Raw genomic sequence first — 20471 nt, 5'->3', positions numbered from 1 at the left:
AATTTTAATGAGCTTCTAACCAGTTGTTTCCGGTGTCTAATTCTACATCTAAAGGTACGGATAATTTGAATGCATTTTCCATTTCATGCTTGATGAGTTCTTTTATTTCTTCCAGTTCAGGTTTAAAAACATCAAATACCAATTCGTCATGAACTTGAAGGAGCATTTTTGTTTTAAATTGGCCTTCCTTCAATTTTTTATGGATGGCAATCATTGCTAATTTGATAATGTCTGCTGCGCTTCCTTGAATGGGGGCGTTAACGGCATTTCTTTCTGCTGCTCCACGAACTACGGCATTTCTAGAATTAATGTCCTTTAAATAACGACGTCTTCCCAAAACGGTTTGCACATAACCGTGATCCCTCGCAAAATCAACTTGTTTGCCTATGTAACTTTTTAATTTAGGATAGGTTTCATAGTAGGTGTCTATGAGTTCCTTAGCTTCGCTTCTGGATAGATCGGTTTGATTGCTCAAACCAAAGGCAGATACTCCATAAATGATTCCGAAGTTAACAGTTTTTGCATTGCTTCTCTGTTCTCGAGTCACATCCTTAATATCGACATTGAATACCTTGGCGGCGGTGGAGGCATGGATGTCTTCACCATGATTAAAGGCCTCAATCATCGTTTCTTCCTCACTCAATGCCGCAATAATACGCAATTCAATTTGGGAATAATCTGCGGCCATAAGTGTAAAATCCTCATTTTTGGGAATAAATGCTTTTCTTACTTGTCTCCCGCGTTCAGTTCTGATAGGTATGTTTTGAAGGTTCGGGTTATTGCTGCTCAATCTACCAGTGGCCGCTACGGTTTGCATATAATCTGTGTGTACTCTTCCAGTGCTTTTCTCCACTTGAAGGGGTAGGGCATCTACATAAGTGCTCTTTAATTTGGTTAGTCCTCTATATTCCAATACATCCCGAATGATTTCGTGATCTTTGGCTAGGTAACTCAATACATCTTCGGCAGTACTATATTGACCAGACTTGGTTTTCTTGGGTTTATCAACCAACTTCATTTTATCAAATAAAATGTCCCCTAGCTGCTTTGGAGAAGAAATGTTAAAGGTTTCTCCTGCTTCTTTATAAATGCGTTCCTCTAAACTCTTAATATCTTTTTCTAATGCTTCAGAAAGGGTTTTCAAATAGTCACAATCTAAATTGATCCCCTCTAATTCCATAGTTGCAAGAACTCGTAACAGTGGTATTTCAATACTATCAAAAAGAGTTTGGGTGTTTGCTTCTCCTAATTCATTCTGAAAATGTTGCTTTAATTGCAGTGTAATATCAGCATCTTCAACGGCATATTCGGTTTGTTTATTTAGAGGGACTTCCCTCATGGAAAGTTGGTTTTTTCCTTTTTTTCCAATTAGACTTTCAATGGAAATAGGTGTGTAGTTAAGATAGGTCTCGCTTAACACATCCATGTTATGCCTCATATCTGGATTAATAAGGTAATGGGCCAACATGGTATCAAACAGTTTTCCTTTGACTTCTACTTGATATTTGGCTAAAACCTTAATGTCATATTTTAGATTCTGACCAATTTTTTCAATTTGGTCATTTTCAAAAAAGGGACGTAATTTTTCAATTAATTCTTGCGCTTCTTCCCTTTTTTCTGAAAAGGGAATGTAAAATCCTTTTCCTGCTTCCCAAGAAAAGGCAATCCCAACCAATTCTGCTGTTAAGGGATCCAATCCTGTGGTTTCAGTATCAAAACAGACAGATGATTGTTTCATTAATTTTTCAAAGAACAACTGAAAAGCTAAGGGTGTTGCTATACTTTGATAAAAATGGGATATAGATTCTGAAGTACTTCGGGTAAACGTGTTGGTAGAATTTGCAACATCTTCCTCATCGCCACCAAATAATGAAAATTGTCCAGATCCCGCTGAAGCCGGCTTTTTAACTTTGGTAACGTCTTCTTGCTTCGGTTTGTCCAAAAGAGCCTCCTCTTTTTCTGAAGCAAATGTTTTGATGAAATTCTCTGTTAATCTTCTAAATTCAAGCGTTTGAAAAATGTTTTTTACAGCCTCAATATCGGGCTCTGACATTTCAAAATCTTTGTAATCAAAAGTTACTGGCACATCAAGCATGATGGTTGCCAATTTCTTGGAGAGTAACCCCAATTCTTTATTGGCTTCCACCTTTTCCTTCATCTTCCCTTTAAGTTCATGGGTATTTTCAAAAAGAGCTTCCATACTCCCGTATTGTTGTATGAACTTTTTGGCAGTTTTTTCGCCCACACCTGGTAAGCCAGGTATATTGTCGGAGGCATCACCCATCATTCCCAAAAAGTCAATGACTTGCTCAGGTCTTTCAACTTCAAATTTCTTTTGCACTTCTGGAATGCCCCAAATTTCGTATCCGCCCCCAAAGGATTTGGGACGATACATAAAAGTGTTTTCAGTTACTAATTGGCCAAAATCCTTATCTGGAGTCACCATAAAAGTTTGGTATCCTTGCTCCTCGGCTTGTTTGGAGAGGGTTCCTATAATATCATCTGCCTCAAAACCCTCCTTTTCCATGATAGGGATGTGCATTGCTTTTAGGATTTCATGAATATATGGAACCGCAATTTTGATAGCTTCTGGAGTTTCATCCCTATTGGCTTTATAGGCTTCAAACATTTCTACTCTGTCAGCACTTCCTCCTTTGTCAAAACAAACGGCCAAATGGTCTGGTCGCTCCCTTTTTATTACGTCTAGTAGGGAATTCATAAATCCCATAATGGCTGAGGTGTCGATGCCTTGGGAGTTGATTCTTGGGTTTTTTATAAATGCATAATACCCTCTGAAAATTAGGGCATAGGCATCAACTAGAAATAATCGTTTTTTATCAGACATAGTCGCGTATTTGTAAGGATATAAAACTACAAAAACTAGATGGGTATCTAATATTAATTAAATTACAATTTGTATTTTTCTGATTATAAACATCAATGCAGTGGAAAATCCATATCTACCACTTTTCAATAAGCAAAAGGGATATCAATTTAGTGTAGGGAATACCTCTTATAGGGAACGAATCAAAAAGCTCAGTGCTTTAAAACATGCCCTAGAGTTTACCTATAGGGAGGAAATCAAAAAAGCCCTTTATGAAGATTTTAGAAAGCCATATTTAGAGACTGATTTGACCGAAATATATCCGGTAATTGGGGAGATCAAGTACGTTAAGCGGCATCTGAAAAAGTGGATGAAAAATGAAAGAGTAAAGACACCATTATCACTTTGGGGTACTACATCTTGGGTAAGACATGAACCTAAAGGGGTTTGCCTAATTATTTCACCTTGGAACTTTCCTGTTAATTTAACTTTTGGACCTTTGGTAAGTGCCATTGCCGCGGGTAATACTGTGATTTTGAAGCCATCTGAAATGACACCTCATGCTTCAAGGATAATGTCGAAAATTATAAATGAGATTTTTGATGAGAAGGAAGTGGCATTAGTGGAAGGAGAAGCGCAAGCTTCAAAAGATTTATTAAAGTTGCCTTTTAATCATATCTTTTTTACGGGTTCTCCCTTTGTTGGAAAAATAGTCATGGAAGCAGCTTCAAAACATTTAACTTCAGTAACTCTTGAGTTGGGAGGGAAGTCTCCAACCATTGTCGATGAAACGGCCAACCTAAAAACTGCGGCCAAACGAATTGCATGGGCTAAATTTTTAAATAATGGACAGATATGTGTTTCTCCAGATTATGTACTTATTCAGGAATCAGTTAAAGAGGCATTTTTGCAAGCATTAGCAAGTCAAATAACAGACATGTATTCAAAAGACATTAAATCTTCTCCAGATTACAGCCGAACAGTAAATGAAAAACATTTCTTAAGATTAACCGGTTTGATTGAAGAAGCTATAACAAACGGGTCAAATTTACATATTGGAGGGGATTATCAATTGGAGGAGAGGTTTATTGAACCAACAGTGATTTCAAATCTATTGGATTCTTCTGGTCTCATGAAAGAGGAAATTTTTGGCCCTATTCTCCCAATTAAAACATTTAAAGAATTGGATGAAGCCATCAATTATGTGAACTCGAGAGAAAAACCTTTGGCACTTTATATATATACGTCCAAAAAAAGGAATTCAAAAAAAATCATTAAAAATACCCGTGCTGGTTCTACGGCAATTAACACGAGTGTTTTGCAATATGCAAATCACCATTTGCCATTTGGAGGAATTAATAATAGTGGTATTGGGAAAAGCCATGGATATTATGGCTTTGAGGCCTTTTCAAATAAAAGATCGGTTATGAAGCAGTATCTTGGAGGGGCTTTAAGTTTGTTATTTCCTCCTTATTCGAATTTTAAACAAAGATTGATGGAGTGGACAATAAAATGGTTTTAGAGTCTTAGCAAAGTTTTTCTCTTTTAGATTTTCTTCCTCTGAAAAGGAATAAAGACTTGTCAAAGTTGGACTCAATCAACAATCTCTTTTTAGTGCTATTTTTTAGAGCAACTGTATTTTTAACAGGAGTTACAACAATTTCTGTAGTATCATTACTTAAATCCTTTGACTCTTTCTTAACATCTTCTTGAGCGTAAAACGCCGTAGTGGTTACTGTTAGAATGAAAGTGAAAACTAATTTTTTCATGATTGTAATGCTTGTTTGATTAATTTCTGCAACAAAGAAACATTACCTAATAGGTTGAAATGAAAAAAATTAGTTGAATCACGGAAACTTTTTGATTATCTGCATCTTGAATCAAAAAACATCGACGAAATGCACTTTTCGATAAAAATTCTAATCTTTATACATAATGAGTTGATTCAATTTGCTCATTTTCACCATTTTGAAATTTGGTCATAGTGAATCCTTTATGAATGGAATGAAATCCAGTTTCGCCCTTTTTATTTAAAGCTATATAACCTACTTGAAAGTTTTTGTAATTGCTATTTGGTTTGCTTACAATGCGCCTAATGGCTTCTTCACAAGCCTCTTGAGGTGTTTTTCCCTGTCTCATGAGTTCAACTACCAGAAAGCTTCCTACGGTCTTTACAACCTCCTCTCCTAAACCTGTAGCTACACAGGCGCCAATTTCATTATCGACGAAAAGCCCAGAGCCTATAATAGGCGAATCACCCACGCGTCCCGACATTTTATAGGCCAATCCACTCGTAGTACATGCACCCGAAATGTCACCATTTTTATCTATAGCTAACATGCCTATAGTATCATGATTTTCAATATTGATAATAGGTTTGTATTCGCTTTTTACTTTCCAATCTTCCCACGCTTTTTTGGAAGATTCGGTTAGGAGATCTTCCTTCTGGAACCCTTGTTCATAAGCAAATCGTTCAGCGCCCTTACCAGCCAACATCACATGTGGTGTTTCTTCCATCACCATTCTTGCCACAGAAACCGCATGGGTAATGTTTTCCAAATAAACGACTGAACCACAATCCCCATTTTCATTCATAATGCAGGCATCCAAAGTGACATGTCCATCTCTATCTGGGAGCCCTCCTTTCCCTACAGATTGACCTTTTTCGTTAGCTTCTTCAACCATGCATCCTTGTTCAACAGCATCAAGTGCCTTACCTCCAGCTTGAAGAACCTCCCAAGCTTTGGCGGTAGCTTCCTTAACGTTCCAAGTGGCAACTACGACGGGGAATACATTTTCAAGGGCTCCCACGCTTTCATTTGTTTGTGAGGCTTCCTTGGACGCGTTTGATTCACATCCTATTAAAGTTGATCCAACGGCCAAACTCATCCCGGTTAGTGATGTGCTTTTAATGAAATCTCTTCGTTTCATATTTCAATTTGTTTTTTGGAATTTCTATAACCATAATACATAATGTACCCATAGCAGCAAATTACAAATAATAATGCCCATTTGAAACCAATATTATCCGTAAGAAAGCCATATGTAGGAGGAATGATGGCGCCACCAACAATGGCCGTACATAACAGCCCTGAGCCTTTCGGCTTGAGTTTTCCGATACCATCAATTGCCAAGGTAAAAATAGTTGGGAACATAATGGAATTGAAAAGGCCAACGGCTAAAATACTCCACATGGAAATTAATCCTGTGGTGCTTATGGAAACGCCTATGAGGCAAATGGTAATAATGGCAAAGCTGGAAAGCACTTTTCCTGGGTTAAAAATGGTTGTTAGATAAGAACCGATAAACCTACCTATCATAGCACCAGACCAGTAGAAGGTTACAAAAACACCAACCACGGCTTTGTCGTCTGTTTCGGCTAAACCAGAATTCAATAAGGTTTCGGCTATACTTTTCATAAATCCGTTTTCATTAATAATAGAAACCAAATTCATGTCTAGAAAGTAATTCACTAAGTAACTTCCTATGGCTACTTCGGCTCCTACATAGCAGAAAATACCTAAAACGCCCAACATCAGGTTCTTTTCTTTTAAAGCTTCCCCGTAGGTACTTTTTTCTTCTTCATTTATAAGCTTGGGCAGTTTTGCGAAAAAGAAATAAACCGCAATCAAACAGATAAAAATAGCTAAGCCTACAAAGGGTGTTTGAACTGCTGAAGCCTCGGCACTTAAATAACTTTCTTTAGCCACTCCAGCCAAAGCATCGATTTCCTCTTTGGTTTTAATTTTATCACTTAAAATAAACAAGGCGCCTATGGCTGGGGCAATGGCAGTTCCAAGAGAATTAAAAGCTTGGGATAAATTCAATCGACTGGAAGCAGTTTCTTCACTTCCCAATACGGCAACATATGGATTAGCGGCCACCTGAAGAATGGTAATACCTCCCGCTAGAATAAAGTAAGCCAACATGAAAATACCGAAAACACGGTAGGAAGCCGCAGGATAAAATAGAAAGCATCCAAGAGCCATGGTAATTAAGCCTAATATAATTCCTTTTTTATATCCAATTTTGGATAGGATATAACTGGCAGGGATGGACAATAGAAAGTAGGCACCAAAAAAGGCGAATTGCACCATGCCTGCTTGAAAATAACTTAAGGTGAATAACTCTCTTAATCTAGGGATAAGTGAGTCTACTAAAACAGTAATAAACCCCCATAAAAAGAATAATATGGTTAATAGGATAAAAGAGGAGCGATAAGATTTTGGTTGATCCATGGGATAAGGTTGTGGATTTAATTGATACTAATTTCATCTGCAAAAAGCCATGAACGACCATCTTCATGGCTTATATGCCATTCTGGAAGTTGACCAAGCGTCTTTGCGTGGATTTTTATGTATTGATAAGATTTTGGTTTCGTTTTAAAAGTAATACGTTGGATGCTTGAATTTTCTTTGGGAATGGAAGAGTCAAAGTTGATAATGGTATCAATTTTTTCAAATGTAGTGCCGTCCAATGACCCAAAGCACTCTACTTCTGAAGGCAGGAATATCCAAGAGCGTTGGTCTTCTAAGAAGCCTATGCCAATTTCCTCAACGGTTCTTGTTGATCCCAGATTGACGGTAGCTATTAAATCATTGTCATGGAAACCTTGCCAAACGCCTGTTCTGAAATCTTGGGTTCCAAAAATCCCATCGATGAGAGCGTTTTGACCACCACCATTATATTGGTTGGCGTAAGGTTTTTTTAACTCAATAGAAATATTCGGATCAATCTTGTAAAATTGGGTCGAAACAATAGGACTCCTTTTTCCTTGGGATTCTGCATAAACTTTTAATTCAGTTTTATCTGAGATTTTAAAAGGCTTTTTGTACTCCATAAAGTCTATGCCATTAACACTATAGAAAATGTTAGACTTTACATCAACACTCTTTAAAGCTACTAATGTTTCGCCTTTAAAGGCAACATCTCCTTCAGCTATAAATGGAACCGGAACAATAAGGTGTTTGTCTATAGAGGTTTTCGGTTGATTGCCTTCTTGAGTTCCCCATTGGGAAGGCGCATTCCCCATTGTAAACTTGAGGGTGCCTCCCTTGGTAATATCCTCATGATTGATAAATGTTTGTTCTAAGGAGGTATCATTAAGAAGGACCGATTGAATGTATTTATTTTCTTTAGAGAGGTTTTCAGCAATGATGGTAAAAGTGTTGCCATTCTCGAAATGAATGGTTGATTCTTCCATTAGTGGGGTTCCTATAATGTAAGTATTCGAGCCTGGTGTAACGGGATAAAATCCCATGGAACTAAACACGTACCAAGCGCTCATTTGGCCGCAGTCTTCATTGCCTGAAATACCATCAGGGTCATTTTTGTATAACTCGTTTAAAATTTGAGAAACGCGTTCTTGGGTTTTATAAGGTTTGTTTACAAAATTATAGAGGTAAGCCATATGATGGCTAGGCTCGTTTCCATGGGCATATTGCCCTATAAGCCCTGTAATATCTGCTTGTTGTCTACCTGAGGTTTCTACATTTGCTGTAAACAGATCATCCAATCTTTTTTCTAAAGCCTCTTTTCCGCCCAATAAGGTCATAAAGCCTGAGATATCCTGAGGGACATAAAAGCTATATTGCCATGAGTTTGCCTCGGTATAATTAAAATTTACTTCATAAGGGTCAAACGGAGCAAACCAGGTATTTCTAAAACGACCTCTCATGAATTGGCTTTCTGGGTCAAATATGTTTTTGTAGAATTGGGCCCGCTGTAGATAATCTTCATAGGCTTTTTCATTTCCCATGGCTTTGGCCATTTGCGCAATTGTCCAATCGTCATAAGCATATTCCAATGTTTTTGAAACGGATTCACTTTCGTTTTCCACGGGAATAAAAGCAAAAGATTTATACGAGTCGAGACCTAAATGGTCTTGAGTGGCAGAATTTACCATGGCCTCAAAAGCCTGATCTGCATCATAACCTCGAATACCTTTTAAATAGGCATCTGCAATTACAGGGACCGCATGGTAACCAATCATGCAACCGGTGTAGCAGCCAGATAAGTCCCAGATTGGCATGATACCTCCCTCATTATTTTTTGCAATAAATGTATTGATGAAATCATTGGTGCGTTCCTGCTCAATAATTGTGTAAAGCGGATGGGTGGCTCTGTAAGTGTCCCAAAGCGAAAAAACAGTATAGTAGTCAAAATCTTCATTTTGATGGATTTTTAAATCCATACCTCGATACCTGCCATCCACATCTTGATATAAATTAGGGGCAATCATCGTGTGGTATAGCGCCGAATAAAAATTAACCTTATCATCTTGATGAGGTGTTTCCACTACTATTTTTTGTAATTGACTTTCCCACAAGTTTTGAGCTTCAGATTTAACTTCGTCAAATGATTTTTGACCTATTTCTTGCTCTAAGTTTTTTCTTGCTCCATCCCCATCAACAGCTGAAATGCCAACTTTTGCATAAACAGGATTATTGTTTGGATTTTTGAATTCAAAAACCACTTTGGTAGGTTGATTTTCTTGATTGTATTGTATAGAAGCAATTTCTTCGGAAAAAGTGATATAAAAATACAAACGTTGGTCTGTAGCCCAAGCGGCACTATGCCTATGTCCTTGAATGGTTTTATTGTCAATTTGGGTGATTTCGTGCGATAATAACTTGTCTCGGTGTTCGAGATCCAAAACTACAAATTGATTGTCATGACTCGGAAATTGATATTGGTGAATACCACTTCTTTGTGATACCGTTAAATTCACTTTAATATCTGTAGAATCCAATTTAACTTCATAATATCCCGGCGTTGCAATTTCATTTTTATGTGTAAAAGGCGCTTTGTAACCTGGTTTGCCATCAGAGCCATTGTTGAATTGAACACTTGTAGTGGGCATTAACAAAATATCACCATAATCGCTAACTCCTGTTCCGCTTAGGTGGGTATGTGAAAAACCATAAATATAAGAGTCTGAGTAATGATATCCTGAACATCCATCCCATCCATCTAGTCTTGTGTCTGGGCTTAATTGCATCATTCCAAATGGAAGAGTGGCACCCGGAAAAGTATGGCCGTGGCCTCCAGTTCCAATAAACGGATTCACATAGGAAGTAAGGTTTTGGTCTTCTGTTTTAGGATTTGTTGATGATGAAGGTTTTTGACAACTGCTAATTAAAAGAACGACAATAAAAAGAGGAGAAAATTTGAATTTCATTAAAATTTAGATTGCTACATTTAAGGCTTCTAATATAGTAAAAATGAATATCAAGAAACTTTTGGCAAGTTGTCTTTTTTTGTTAGGCTTACTTTCCTGTAAAAAAGAACAGGAAGTTGCCATCTTACCTCAAATCATCCCACAACCAAACCAATTGGAAATCACTGAAGGAGCTTTCGAATTGAATCCTACAATTGGAATTAAGTCTCCCACCTTGTTCTTAGGTTCTTCAAATTATTTAAAAGCGTTTATAGAGAAAGGCGCTAGTTGGGAATTGAATAGTTCTTCTGAAAGGGAAATTGAGTTTGTTGAAAATAAAAATCTAAGTGCAGAAGGATATCAATTGAATGTAACACCAAATAGGATAGTAATTAAAGCTGCTACAGACCAAGGGGCTTTTTATGCGGTTCAATCTTTAAGACAGTTGCTTCCTGTCTCTTTTGAAAATGGAACTTTCAGTGATTCTAAAGCTGTTATTCCTTGTTTAGAAATTATAGATGAGCCACGATTTCAGTATAGAGGAATGCACTTGGATGTAAGTAGGCATATGTTTCCTGTATCTTTTATTAAGTCTTATATCGATGCTTTGGCTCTTCTTAAAATCAATAAATTTCATTGGCATTTAACAGATGATCAGGGGTGGCGCATTGAAATAAAAAAGTTTCCAAAACTACAGGGAGAAGCAGCTTTTAGAGATAAAACCCTAAAAGGGCATTACAATGATGAACCGGTTCAATATCAAAATGAGCGTTATGGAGGCTTTTATTCTCAGGAAGAAATCAGGGAAGTGGTGGCTTATGCAAAAGAAAGGCATATAACGGTTATCCCAGAAATCGAGATGCCTGGTCATGCCCAAGCAGCATTGTCGGCTTATCCTGAATTGGGCTGTACCGGAAATTCCATAGAAACGGCTACCACTTGGGGCGTTTTTGAGGATATTTTTTGTTCAAAGGATGAAACATTTGAATTCTTAGAAGGCGTGTTAGATGAGGTGGTGGAGTTATTTCCAAGTGAATATATCCATATTGGAGGTGATGAAGCACCTAAAACGAGATGGAAAGCTTGTGAAAATTGCCAAAAAAGAATTCAAGAAGAGGGATTGAAAGAGGAATTTGAACTTCAGAGTTATTTTATTAAACGAATTGAAAAGTACTTAAGTCTTAAAGGGAAAAGAATTATTGGTTGGGATGAAATTATAGAAGGAGGTTTATCGCCAAATTCTACGGTGATGTCTTGGCGCGGATTTGAAGGAGCTATTACTGCGGCCAAACAAGGGAATGATGTGGTGATGACGCCTTCATCCCATTGTTATTTTGATTATTATCAGTCCGAGGGAAGTAACGAGCCAACAGCCATTGGAGGGTTTTTGCCTTTGGAGAAAGTTTATAGTTTAGAGCCGATTCCAGAGGAATTGGATGAAATGGATAGTAAGCATATATTGGGAGCCCAGGGTAATTTATGGACGGAATACATACCCAATAGCAAACAGGTGGAATATATGGTTTTTCCTAGAATACTGGCGTTAAGCGAAGTTGTTTGGACGCAACCTGAATCTAAGAATTACAAGGAGTTTGTTCAAAGAGTGGAACACTTTCATAAAAGATTGGATGCCTTGGGAATTCATTATGCGAATCATTTATATGATATTGAAGGTGGTTTAATAGTGGATGAAGGAAAATCAGTTTATGAAATGAAGACTTTAACAAATGGTAAAATCATTAAATATACCTTGGATGGCAGCAGTCCTAATAAGGAATCCTTAACTTATGGGCAGCCTATACCATTCTCAAAAGATATGGAAATCCATGCAGCGGTTTTTAGGGGTGATGAAAAGGTAGGATCCGATTTCCATCAAAAATTATGGTCACATAAAGCAGTAGGAAAACATATAGAATTGAATGTGTCACCACATAAAGCTTATCAGGGAAGTGGTGCAAATGGTTTGGTTAATGGTATATGGGGTAGCAGCACACGTTATGGTGATAAGGAATGGTTAGGATTTTGGGGGGATGATTTAGAAATTATGATAAATTTTGAAGAGGAGACTGATATCGATTCTGTATCAACTAGATTTTATGATGGCCAAGGACAATGGATTTATGCACCAACAGAAGTTATTTTTGAAGCTAATGGAAAGCAAATTACATATCCTGTAAATGGTAGTGAAGGAGTCCTAATAAATTTTAAAATAGAGCCAAAAATCAGAACAACAAGCTTTAAGTTGATAGTCCCAAATTATGGTACTATTCCAGAAGGGAAACAAGGAGCGGGAAACAAAGCTTGGACTTTTATAGATGAAATTGTAGTGAAATAGTATGGTTTTAGAAGTTTGTGCAAATTCCTTTGAATCTGCTAAGAATGCCCAATTGGGAGGCGCTAAACGAATTGAGCTTTGTCAAGAGCTTTCAATAGGCGGGATTACACCTAGTTATGGTCTTGTGAAACAGGTAGTCGATAAATTGTCTATCCCAGTTTTTGTCTTAGTAAGGCCTAGAAGCGGTCATTTTGTGTACTCCCCAGAGGAAATAGATGTGATGCTGAATGATATCCAGTTGTTTAAAGAACTGGGTTGCTCTGGAATTGTTTCTGGAGCTTTACATTTGGATGGTACTATTAATGTCAGTCAAACTAGGGAGTTGATAGATGCATCTGGCGATTTACCTTTTACGTTTCATAGAGCATTTGATGAGGTTATAAATCCAAAGGAAAGTTTATTGCAGTTAATAGATTTGGGAGTAACCAGAGTGTTAAGTTCTGGGCAAAAAAGCACAGCCCTCGAGGGAATAACCTTGTTATCTCAATTAAGGGATCTGGGTCTGAACCAAATTAAGGTTATGCCCGGAGCGGGAGTTAATGAAGATAATATTTTAAAATTCAAAGAAATGGAGTTTGAGGAGGTTCATTCCTCGGCATCCATGATTACAGGTGAAGGTCAAGGCGAAGGTCTTTTTAGTAAAGATACATTAACGGTGACCTCTACAGAAAAGGTTAAAGCCATGGTTAATTTGATATCGAAACCAAATAGTTGATTTTTAACATCCTGTTAAAATACTTCGCATGCAATATCCTTTATCTTTGCTCAAATTGTACTTATGATTCGCTGGGTAATTTTTATAGTTGTTTACCTTCTACTTACCATTTATGGATTTCAAGCCATTAGAACCATTACCAAAGCCACTTGGATACATGTCCTGTTTTTTATTTTGGCGGTTTTAGTTTTTGGTAATTTTATTTATCAATTTACCCTTCCTTCCCAAGGTCGAGTTTTAACTCCCGGAAAAAGTTATGCCTTTGGGTTTCTTTTAACCTACATGAGTTTTTTGCTTGTGATGATTCCAATATTAATTGGGGAAGATATTTTTAGAGGGGTATCCAGTTTATACGATCGGTTTTTTACAACTAAGGAGGATTTCTATTTTCCAGAACGTAGAAAGTTTATCAGTCAAGTAGCCATGGGATTAGCTGCAATACCCGTAGCATCTTTGCTTTATGGGATGTATAAGGGAAAGTATAATTTTAGGGTTATCAAGCACACTTTGTTTTTTGAAGATTTACCTCAGGGCTTTGAGGGATATAAAATTACTCAAATTAGCGATATCCATTCTGGTAGTTTTACAGATTACGAGGAGATTCAGCAGGCTGTACACATGATTAATGAGCAAGAATCGGACGCGATTATGTTTACAGGTGATTTGGTAAATAATACGGCTACAGAAATGGATCGATGGAAACCATTGTTTGGGTCTCTAAAGGCCAAGGATGGGGTTTTTTCCGTTTTGGGGAATCATGATTATGGGGATTATGTAGAGTGGAAAAGCAATGAGGCAAAACATCAAAATCTAGAAGATTTAAAGAAGGTACATAAGGATATGGGGTATGACTTATTACTTAATGAAAGTAGGTATTTAGAGCGAAATGGAGATAAAATTGCCTTGGTAGGAGTTGAGAATTGGGGACGAGGAGGATTCACTAAGAAAGGAGATCTTACAAAGGCGTCTGAAGGGGTTAAACCTGATGATTTTAAAATTTTAATGAGTCATGACCCTTCACACTGGGAAGATGTGGTCTTGCATGATCCTTACCATTACCATTTAACCTTAAGTGGTCACACACATGGGATGCAATTTGGAGTGGAAATACCGGGCTGGGTGAAATGGAGTCCCATTAAGTGGCGTTATAAATATTGGGCAGGTGTTTATAATGAATTAGGTCAATACATTAATGTCAACAGAGGGTTGGGGTATTTAGGATATCCTGGTAGAGCTGGAATTTGGCCCGAAATAACGGTCATTGAACTTAAGCGGAAAGAGCAAAATAGCTAAGGGATTTTTAAATGACTGCTGAAAACAGGCCATTATAAGTGCCTGTTATTCAAAATATAAAAAAAATGTGTAGATTTACATCAAGGCATTGACTTAAAATGGTACAAAGTATGTCAAAATTTGGTGAATTAATAGATGTTGACGTTCCAGTCCTATTGGACTTTTTTACAGAATGGAACGATCAATCTACTGCTATGCATCCTGTACTTAGGGATGTGGCCGCTGCACTTGGTGATAAAGCCAAAGTGATAAAAATTGATGTCGAGAAAAATCAAGAACTTGCAGAAGCTTTAAGGGTTAAAGGTCTTCCTACCTTAATCATCTATAAAAATGGTGAAATGAAGTGGCGTTATAGTGGTGAACAAGACGCAAATACTTTAATAGGTATTATTCAGGAATACCTTTAAAAGCTAATAGCTTTAAAGCTAAAACCTAAATCTCTAAAGTATTCTAATGTTCTTGGAAGCGCATATTTCATGTTTTCAGAAGCCTTAATGCTGTCATGAAATACTACAATACTGCCTTCTTTCGCATTGTTCGTTACATTCTTTAGACACGTTTCACCACTTACCGTTTTGTCCCAATCAATGGAAATAACAGACCACATAATGATATGATAGCCCATATCTATCAATTGCATTCCTTGCTTTTTTTTGATTCTTCCGTAGGGGGGTCTAAAAAGGTTTGAAGAAAGGTTTGTATGTTTTTCAATCTCTCTTTCTGTTTTAACTGCGTTGGAAATGTAGGTGTCCAAATCCGTTTTCCAACCCTTTAAATGATTGAAGGTGTGATTCCCAATTTGGTGGCCCTCATTTACAATTTGGTTAAAAATATCGGGGTGTTTTTCAATATTATGGCCTATGCAAAAGAAAGTCGCTTTGGCATCATATTGCTTTAAAGTCTCCAAAACCCATGGCGTAACATCTGGAGTAGGACCGTCGTCAAAAGTAAGATACAAAACTTTCTCCGTGGTTTCCATTTCCCAAACATACTTGGGAAAAATGGATTTGACCAAAGGAGGAAGTTTTGCACTTAGTAAATTCATTGCTAATTACCTAAATCAATAGCTGTTGTGTCTAGGGTTTGTTCAGGAACAATGTCCTTGTCCAAACTGCTTTCAGGCAATGGTTCGCTGTCGTAAAAATGACTGAATAAGTTGAGATAATTGGAGAATACCTTGCTCTCCTTTTCATAGAATTCCTTGTCATAGTCGCGAAGCAAATCAATAATCCCTTTGTATCTTTCAATATCGGTCACAATGTCTTCTATCAGGTCATATTGTTGATCGATATCCAATTGACTGAAATAGTTTAATTTTTCTTGGTATTTAGTTGCTACTTGTTTAAATAGGTCTCTCGCTTTTTCATTTGATCCAACTTCATAATATGCTCCTATGTAAGGTTCAAGCAACGTATAATAACCAAAATAATCTACAGGCATATTTTCCATGGCGATATCGGCAATTTGCTCAGCCTTTTTGTTTTTGCCTTCTATTAGTAGCTCTTCCATTAATCTAGCCAAATTCCCTCTGTAGGTTATGGAATTCTTTCTAGTTTCAGTGTCATGGTATAGATCTGGGTCGCCACTATTTCCCCAATCCCATTTAACTACTTTGTCATACATCAAATCGGAATCTATTCGTCCCATATCAAAAGGATTTGCTTGTGAAACAGGTGTTTTAATAGGAACCAATTTATAGCATAAACCATCTAATTGTAAATAATCCTTCATCCAAATATAGTCTTGATTACTAAAGGCTCCTCCAGTGAAATAGATGGGACGTTTCCAATCGTTGTGAGCCACAATGTCAAGCATAAGCAGACGGTTTTTGTACATGGCATTATCGTCAATTGTAATGTACAAGGTGTCTTCTATCTTGTCGGCATCCTTTTCCTTTACAATTCCATATTTTAGAGCATTTTCCTTGTTTACTGGAACACTAACATTTTCAACTGGGAAATAGTTGGAATTTGTTAATTGGGAAGGATAATAACTTGGGTCATCTCCTTGCTGCTGTAAGATATATTTAAATTTAGTTCTTGGGTTATCACTGGTTATGAAGTTCAAGAAATCTTTAATATCCATGGTGTCTTGAGAAACCAAACGTTTCATAATATAATCCCGAGTTCCATATTGGTATTGATGATGCTGAAGAGTGCCTGGGATAGGATCACTTTCGTAAGCTTTTCGTTTCATTTGGTCAATGTACCAGTCAGTTTGGAATAAGCTAGTGTTTACAACGCGAACATCAGTTCTATAGCCTTCTATTTCCTGAGCATACCATAGTGCGAAAGTGTCATTGTCACCAATAGAGAATAGGATGCCATTTTCCTCGCAAGAATCCAAATACATTTTTGCCATGGCCCTAGCTGTTTCTTTATGTGATCTGTCATGATCATCCCAATTGTTTGCAGCTAAAATTCCGGGAACAAGCACTAAGCATGCCACGGCAATAACAGGACCTAACCAGTTTTGTTTGAATTTGGTTCTTAAAGCGTCAAATATGGCATAAACACCAAATCCAATCCAAATGGCAAATACATAAAAAGACCCTACAACTGAGTAATCTCTTTCTCTTGGTTCAAAAGGTCTAACGTTGGTGTAAAATTGAATAGCCAAACCGGTGAATAAGAAGAACACCAACATGACCCAAAATAACTTTTTGTCTTTGTTGAACAAAAAGAAAAAGCCTATTAACCCCAATATCAAGGGTAAGAAATAATAGGTGTTTCTGGCTTTATTGTTTTCTACATCACTGGGTAGGTTGTCTTGAGAATAACCTAGATGCCATTCATCTATAAATGTAATACCGCTTAACCAGTTTCCATGGTTATCTAATTTTCCTTGTATATCATCTTGACGTCCTGTGAAATTCCACATAAAATAACGCCAGTACATATAACCCAATTGGTATTCCAACATATAGATGATATTGGATGCTAAATCGGGTTTTTCAACATCAATATATTGCCCAAATTGCTTAAGGAAGCTATGGTAATCTTCATAGTTGACCATGCCTTGAGCTACGTCATTTTTGAAGTTGGTAAGGGCAGAACGAAGCCTGTTTTCCATTTGGTATTCTGGCTTTAATTTAAAATCCAGATACCCAGAATAAATCATGTAATTGGTGGCATTTTCTTGACTCCACATTCTAGGAAGTATGGCAGCATGTTTGTGATTGAAATTTTGTTTGGCATTCTTCCAATCATTAATGATGACATATTTACCAGCTTCTTCATCTTTTTCGTAGTTGGGTTTATCATCAACATAAGGTTGGTTTTCATCTAATCCTGAATATTGATCTGTAAAAAGGGGGCCGTAAAACAAATGGGTTTCAGGATATTGCTCTAAGTTGTAGTAGGCTAATAACTCTCTGGCATCAGAGGGGTCATTTTCATTAATAACCACATTAGCATTAGCTCTAATGGGGAGCATCATCCATGATGAGAATCCTATAATCACAAAGGTAAGTCCTAAAATAGCCGTGTTTAAATGAACATAATTTTTTTGTCTTGTATATTTTAGGCCCAAATAAACGGCTGCGATTATCAATAGTCCAGCAATGATAGTACCCGAATTAAATGGCATACCTAAAGTGTTTACCGAGAATATTTCTAGGGCACTAAAAAACCTTAGAATATTTGGCGCTAACAATTTAAAAACAAATAGAAGGATGGCTATAGAGACTGCATTTGCAATGATGAAGTTTTTGATAGTGATGGTCTTGTAATTTTTGAAATAATAGATAAGACCTATTGCGGGAATCGTTAAAAGTCCCATAAAATGCACCCCAAATGATAATCCTATTATGAAAGCAATTAAAATAAGCCATTTGTTTCCTCTGGGTTTATTCATGTCTTTATCCCAGCGTAAACCAAGATAGAATAGGACAGACATGATAAGAATGGCCATGGCATATACTTCTGTTTCCACAGCATTAAACCAAAACGAATCTGTAAAGGCGAAGGCTAAACTTCCAACTAAGGCACTTCCCAAAACTGTGTATTGTTTGCTTTCTGTGAATTTTCCATGACTCTTGACTATTTTCTGTAGTAATAAAGAAATGGATTTGAACATAAAGAAAATAGTGAAGGCGCTGGCAAAGGCGCTCATCAAATTCATAACCAAACCTATTTTAGTGGGATCTCCAAAGGCAAATAAGGAGAAAAAAGCTCCAAGCATTTGAAAAAGAGGGGCCCCAGGGGGGTGACCTACTTGTAATTTAGAGGAGGTTAAAATATATTCTCCTGCATCCCAAAAGCTTACGGTAGGCTCTACAGTTGAACTATAAGTGATAAGGGCGATTGCAAAAGAAACCCAACTTAAAATGGTATTCCATTTTTTGAAGTTGAAGTGTGTCATAGATTCTTGGTTTGTAAAGATGTGGCGAATTTAACAATAAATATATATAAGCTGAAAGTATTATATTCCTATTAACAAAAGTTAGTATTGATGCCTAGTGCCAGTATTTCCCATAAAGGTAACGTGAAGGTGTCTAATATTATTTTTTAATTTTTTTTTGCTCAAAAGAAACTTTGTTTTAAATTTGCAACCTCTTTTGAGATTATGGCCTATGGTGTAACTGGCAACACGTCTGATTTTGGTTCAGAAGAGTCTAGGTTCGAGCCCTAGTAGGCCAACAAAAAAGCCTTCGGATTTTCCGAAGGCTTTTTTTGATTTAAGTCCTTATTTTATTTTGAATGTCATGACTGGTCTTTTAGCATGATTGACCAAATCTTCACTGATGCTGCTATTAAAGAAATGGGCAATTCCTTGTCGGCCATGAGTGCTGATGCCAATGAGGTCTGCTTTGATTTCTCTTGAAAAATTTAAAATTCCTTTTTCAATGGTTTCGTCATTGTAAATGTTGATAGTGTAGTTTTCAAACGTGTCTTCACTGATAAAATCATGTATTCTATCATGAGCCTTTATGGTTGTTTGGAAATTGCTGGCTGTATTGACCAGTAACAAGTGAATTTTTGCATCAAACATTCTTGCTAACTTGGTGGCTTGTTTGTAAGTTTCTTTGTTATCATTTTTGAAATCTGATGCAAAAACAAAATCATTCACCTCAAAAGAGTCATGTTGGTTTTTAATAACCAAAACGGGTATTTCCGAAGTTCTTACTACTTTTTCGGCATTTGATCCAATAAACATTTCCTTGAATCCACTAGAACCATGAGAGCCCATGACAATCAGGTCGGCTCCTTTTTCTTTGGCCACATTAGATACTTCTGCAAAATTTTGATTAAAATCTACAGTTTCATGCACTGTAATACCATCTAAGTATGGGCTTGACATTATGTCTTCAAATTTTTGATGAGCCAGCTTCATGAAAAACATGGCTTCAGGGAAATCGCTTTGAACATTTAGGGTATCTACCTGTTGCACAGGGATCTCCAATAAGTGAAGTAAATAGATTTCAGAATCATATCTTTTTGCTAATTGAGCGGCTACTTTTAAGGCATGTTCCGCTTCATTGGAGAAGTCGGTTGGTACTAAGATTTTTTTCATAATTAGTTCGTGAGTGTGTTAGTAGAAAGTGTACTATAAAGGTAAAAAATTAAAATGATATTTTACGGATTATGTAATTCAATTTAAATGTTGTATATTTGCACCGTTGTAAGAAAAAGAAATCAATGAGGGGACGGGAAGTCCCCTCTTTTTATACTTAAAAATGCTTAAGCCGACAGTAGAAAAATTATTAGAAAATTTCTTCGATCAAAACCCTCAATTATTTTTGATTGACATGTCTATCTCAGAAGATAACAAAATAATGGTGGTGATTGATGGTGACCAGGGTGTTACTGTGGAAGATTGTGTTAATGCCAGTAGGGCAGTTGAACATAATTTGGACCGTGAGGAAGAGGACTTTTCATTAGAGGTGTCTTCGGCTGGAGCTACTGCTCCATTGGTTAACCCTAGACAATATGCAAAAAACATTGGCAGGGAGTTAGCGATTAAGACGAATGAAGGAGGGCAATTTGAGGGTAAATTAGCTGAGGCTAATGATGAGAACATAACTATTCAGTGGAAGGTTAGGGAGCCTAAACCGGTAGGAAAGGGAAAGGTAACTGTTAAAAAGGAAGCTGTAATAGGATTACAAGATATAAAGGAAGCAAAAGTTATGATAAAATTTTAATTC

At 36.9% G+C, this 20471-nt stretch carries 14 protein-coding genes and 1 tRNA gene; 7 read left to right on the top strand and 8 right to left on the bottom strand.

Features of this window, described 5'->3' with window-relative positions; translation table 11 throughout:
* Nucleotides 1-4: 4 nt before the first annotated feature.
* Nucleotides 5-2845 carry a DNA polymerase I gene (gene polA / locus LOK78_RS08275; protein WP_232634562.1) on the bottom strand — a complete coding sequence of 947 codons (2841 nt, stop codon included), beginning with the start codon at nt 2843-2845 and terminating at the stop codon, nt 5-7.
* 100 nt (nt 2846-2945) lie between these two features.
* On the opposite strand from polA, the gene LOK78_RS08270 reads away from it, so the two are divergent.
* A complete protein-coding gene (locus LOK78_RS08270) occupies nt 2946-4346 on the top strand; it encodes an aldehyde dehydrogenase family protein (RefSeq protein ID WP_232634561.1) in 1401 nt (466 codons plus the stop codon).
* Between the two features lie 4 nt (nt 4347-4350).
* Here the strand turns inward: LOK78_RS08270 and LOK78_RS08265 are convergent, their stop codons facing one another.
* The 4 genes from LOK78_RS08265 to LOK78_RS08250 form a co-directional block, all read right to left on the bottom strand.
* Entirely contained in the window at nt 4351-4593 is a 243-nt protein-coding gene (locus LOK78_RS08265) for a hypothetical protein (RefSeq protein ID WP_232634560.1), read from the bottom strand.
* 157 nt (nt 4594-4750) lie between these two features.
* Nucleotides 4751-5755 (bottom strand): isoaspartyl peptidase/L-asparaginase family protein, encoded by a 1005-nt coding sequence (locus LOK78_RS08260; RefSeq protein ID WP_232634559.1) that lies wholly within the window; start codon nt 5753-5755, stop codon nt 4751-4753.
* A complete protein-coding gene (locus LOK78_RS08255; protein ID WP_232634558.1) occupies nt 5752-7062 on the bottom strand; it encodes a sugar MFS transporter in 1311 nt (436 codons plus the stop codon). The genes LOK78_RS08260 and LOK78_RS08255 overlap by 4 nt, the downstream gene beginning before the upstream one ends.
* Nucleotides 7063-7079: 17 nt before the next feature.
* Nucleotides 7080-10004 (bottom strand): GH92 family glycosyl hydrolase, encoded by a 2925-nt coding sequence (locus LOK78_RS08250; protein ID WP_232634557.1) that lies wholly within the window; start codon nt 10002-10004, stop codon nt 7080-7082.
* 43 nt (nt 10005-10047) lie between these two features.
* On the opposite strand from LOK78_RS08250, the gene LOK78_RS08245 reads away from it, so the two are divergent.
* The 4 genes from LOK78_RS08245 (at nt 10048) to LOK78_RS08230 (ending at nt 14733) form a co-directional block, all read left to right on the top strand.
* Nucleotides 10048-12318, top strand: a complete 2271-nt coding sequence (locus LOK78_RS08245) for a beta-N-acetylhexosaminidase (RefSeq protein WP_232634556.1) — start codon at nt 10048-10050, stop codon at nt 12316-12318.
* Nucleotide 12319: 1 nt separating this feature from the next.
* A complete protein-coding gene (locus LOK78_RS08240; RefSeq protein ID WP_232393403.1) occupies nt 12320-13033 on the top strand; it encodes a copper homeostasis protein CutC in 714 nt (237 codons plus the stop codon).
* 63 nt (nt 13034-13096) lie between these two features.
* On the top strand, nt 13097-14326 hold the full coding sequence (locus LOK78_RS08235; RefSeq protein ID WP_232393402.1) for a metallophosphoesterase: 1230 nt from the start codon (nt 13097-13099) through the stop codon (nt 14324-14326).
* Between the two features lie 110 nt (nt 14327-14436).
* Nucleotides 14437-14733 (top strand): thioredoxin family protein, encoded by a 297-nt coding sequence (locus LOK78_RS08230; protein ID WP_053972038.1) that lies wholly within the window; start codon nt 14437-14439, stop codon nt 14731-14733.
* On the opposite strand, the gene LOK78_RS08225 is transcribed toward LOK78_RS08230, so the two are convergent.
* Both LOK78_RS08225 and LOK78_RS08220 read right to left on the bottom strand, forming a co-directional pair.
* Nucleotides 14730-15371 (bottom strand): polysaccharide deacetylase family protein, encoded by a 642-nt coding sequence (locus LOK78_RS08225; protein WP_232393401.1) that lies wholly within the window; start codon nt 15369-15371, stop codon nt 14730-14732. The genes LOK78_RS08230 and LOK78_RS08225 overlap by 4 nt on opposite strands.
* A 2-nt stretch (nt 15372-15373) precedes the next feature.
* Complete coding sequence (locus LOK78_RS08220) at nt 15374-18688, bottom strand: glycosyltransferase family 117 protein (protein WP_232634555.1); 3315 nt, start codon at nt 18686-18688, stop codon at nt 15374-15376.
* 205 nt (nt 18689-18893) lie between these two features.
* On the opposite strand from LOK78_RS08220, the gene LOK78_RS08215 reads away from it, so the two are divergent.
* Nucleotides 18894-18966: transfer RNA gene (locus LOK78_RS08215), tRNA-Gln, on the top strand.
* A gap of 46 nt (nt 18967-19012) precedes the next feature.
* Here the strand turns inward: LOK78_RS08215 and LOK78_RS08210 are convergent.
* A complete protein-coding gene (locus tag LOK78_RS08210) occupies nt 19013-19840 on the bottom strand; it encodes a universal stress protein (protein ID WP_232634554.1) in 828 nt (275 codons plus the stop codon).
* Nucleotides 19841-20003: 163 nt separating this feature from the next.
* On the opposite strand from LOK78_RS08210, the gene rimP reads away from it, so the two are divergent.
* On the top strand, nt 20004-20468 hold the full coding sequence (gene rimP / locus LOK78_RS08205; RefSeq protein ID WP_053970486.1) for a ribosome assembly cofactor RimP: 465 nt from the start codon (nt 20004-20006) through the stop codon (nt 20466-20468).
* The last annotated feature ends 3 nt before the right edge of the window (nt 20469-20471 follow it).

It is taken from the genome of Mangrovimonas futianensis, from assembly GCF_021245805.1.
Lineage (GTDB): Bacteria > Bacteroidota > Bacteroidia > Flavobacteriales > Flavobacteriaceae > Mangrovimonas > Mangrovimonas futianensis.
This window is presented reverse-complemented; position numbering and strand designations above follow the sequence as displayed.

What these genes read in the sequence shown, in the direction of transcription:
- LOK78_RS08255 (WP_232634558.1), bottom strand. Translation starts at nt 7,062, where the DNA reads ATGGATCAACCAAAATCTTATCGCTCCTCTTTTATCCTATTAACCATA.
- LOK78_RS08250 (WP_232634557.1), bottom strand. Translation starts at nt 10,004, where the DNA reads ATGAAATTCAAATTTTCTCCTCTTTTTATTGTCGTTCTTTTAATTAGC.
- LOK78_RS08265 (WP_232634560.1), bottom strand. Translation starts at nt 4,593, where the DNA reads ATGAAAAAATTAGTTTTCACTTTCATTCTAACAGTAACCACTACGGCG.
- LOK78_RS08235 (WP_232393402.1), top strand. Translation starts at nt 13,097, where the DNA reads ATGATTCGCTGGGTAATTTTTATAGTTGTTTACCTTCTACTTACCATT.
- rimP (WP_053970486.1), top strand. Translation starts at nt 20,004, where the DNA reads ATGCTTAAGCCGACAGTAGAAAAATTATTAGAAAATTTCTTCGATCAA.
- LOK78_RS08240 (WP_232393403.1), top strand. Translation starts at nt 12,320, where the DNA reads ATGGTTTTAGAAGTTTGTGCAAATTCCTTTGAATCTGCTAAGAATGCC.
- LOK78_RS08220 (WP_232634555.1), bottom strand. Translation starts at nt 18,688, where the DNA reads ATGACACACTTCAACTTCAAAAAATGGAATACCATTTTAAGTTGGGTT.
- LOK78_RS08230 (WP_053972038.1), top strand. Translation starts at nt 14,437, where the DNA reads ATGTCAAAATTTGGTGAATTAATAGATGTTGACGTTCCAGTCCTATTG.
- LOK78_RS08225 (WP_232393401.1), bottom strand. Translation starts at nt 15,371, where the DNA reads ATGAATTTACTAAGTGCAAAACTTCCTCCTTTGGTCAAATCCATTTTT.
- LOK78_RS08245 (WP_232634556.1), top strand. Translation starts at nt 10,048, where the DNA reads ATGAATATCAAGAAACTTTTGGCAAGTTGTCTTTTTTTGTTAGGCTTA.
- LOK78_RS08260 (WP_232634559.1), bottom strand. Translation starts at nt 5,755, where the DNA reads ATGAAACGAAGAGATTTCATTAAAAGCACATCACTAACCGGGATGAGT.
- polA (WP_232634562.1), bottom strand. Translation starts at nt 2,845, where the DNA reads ATGTCTGATAAAAAACGATTATTTCTAGTTGATGCCTATGCCCTAATT.
- LOK78_RS08210 (WP_232634554.1), bottom strand. Translation starts at nt 19,840, where the DNA reads ATGAAAAAAATCTTAGTACCAACCGACTTCTCCAATGAAGCGGAACAT.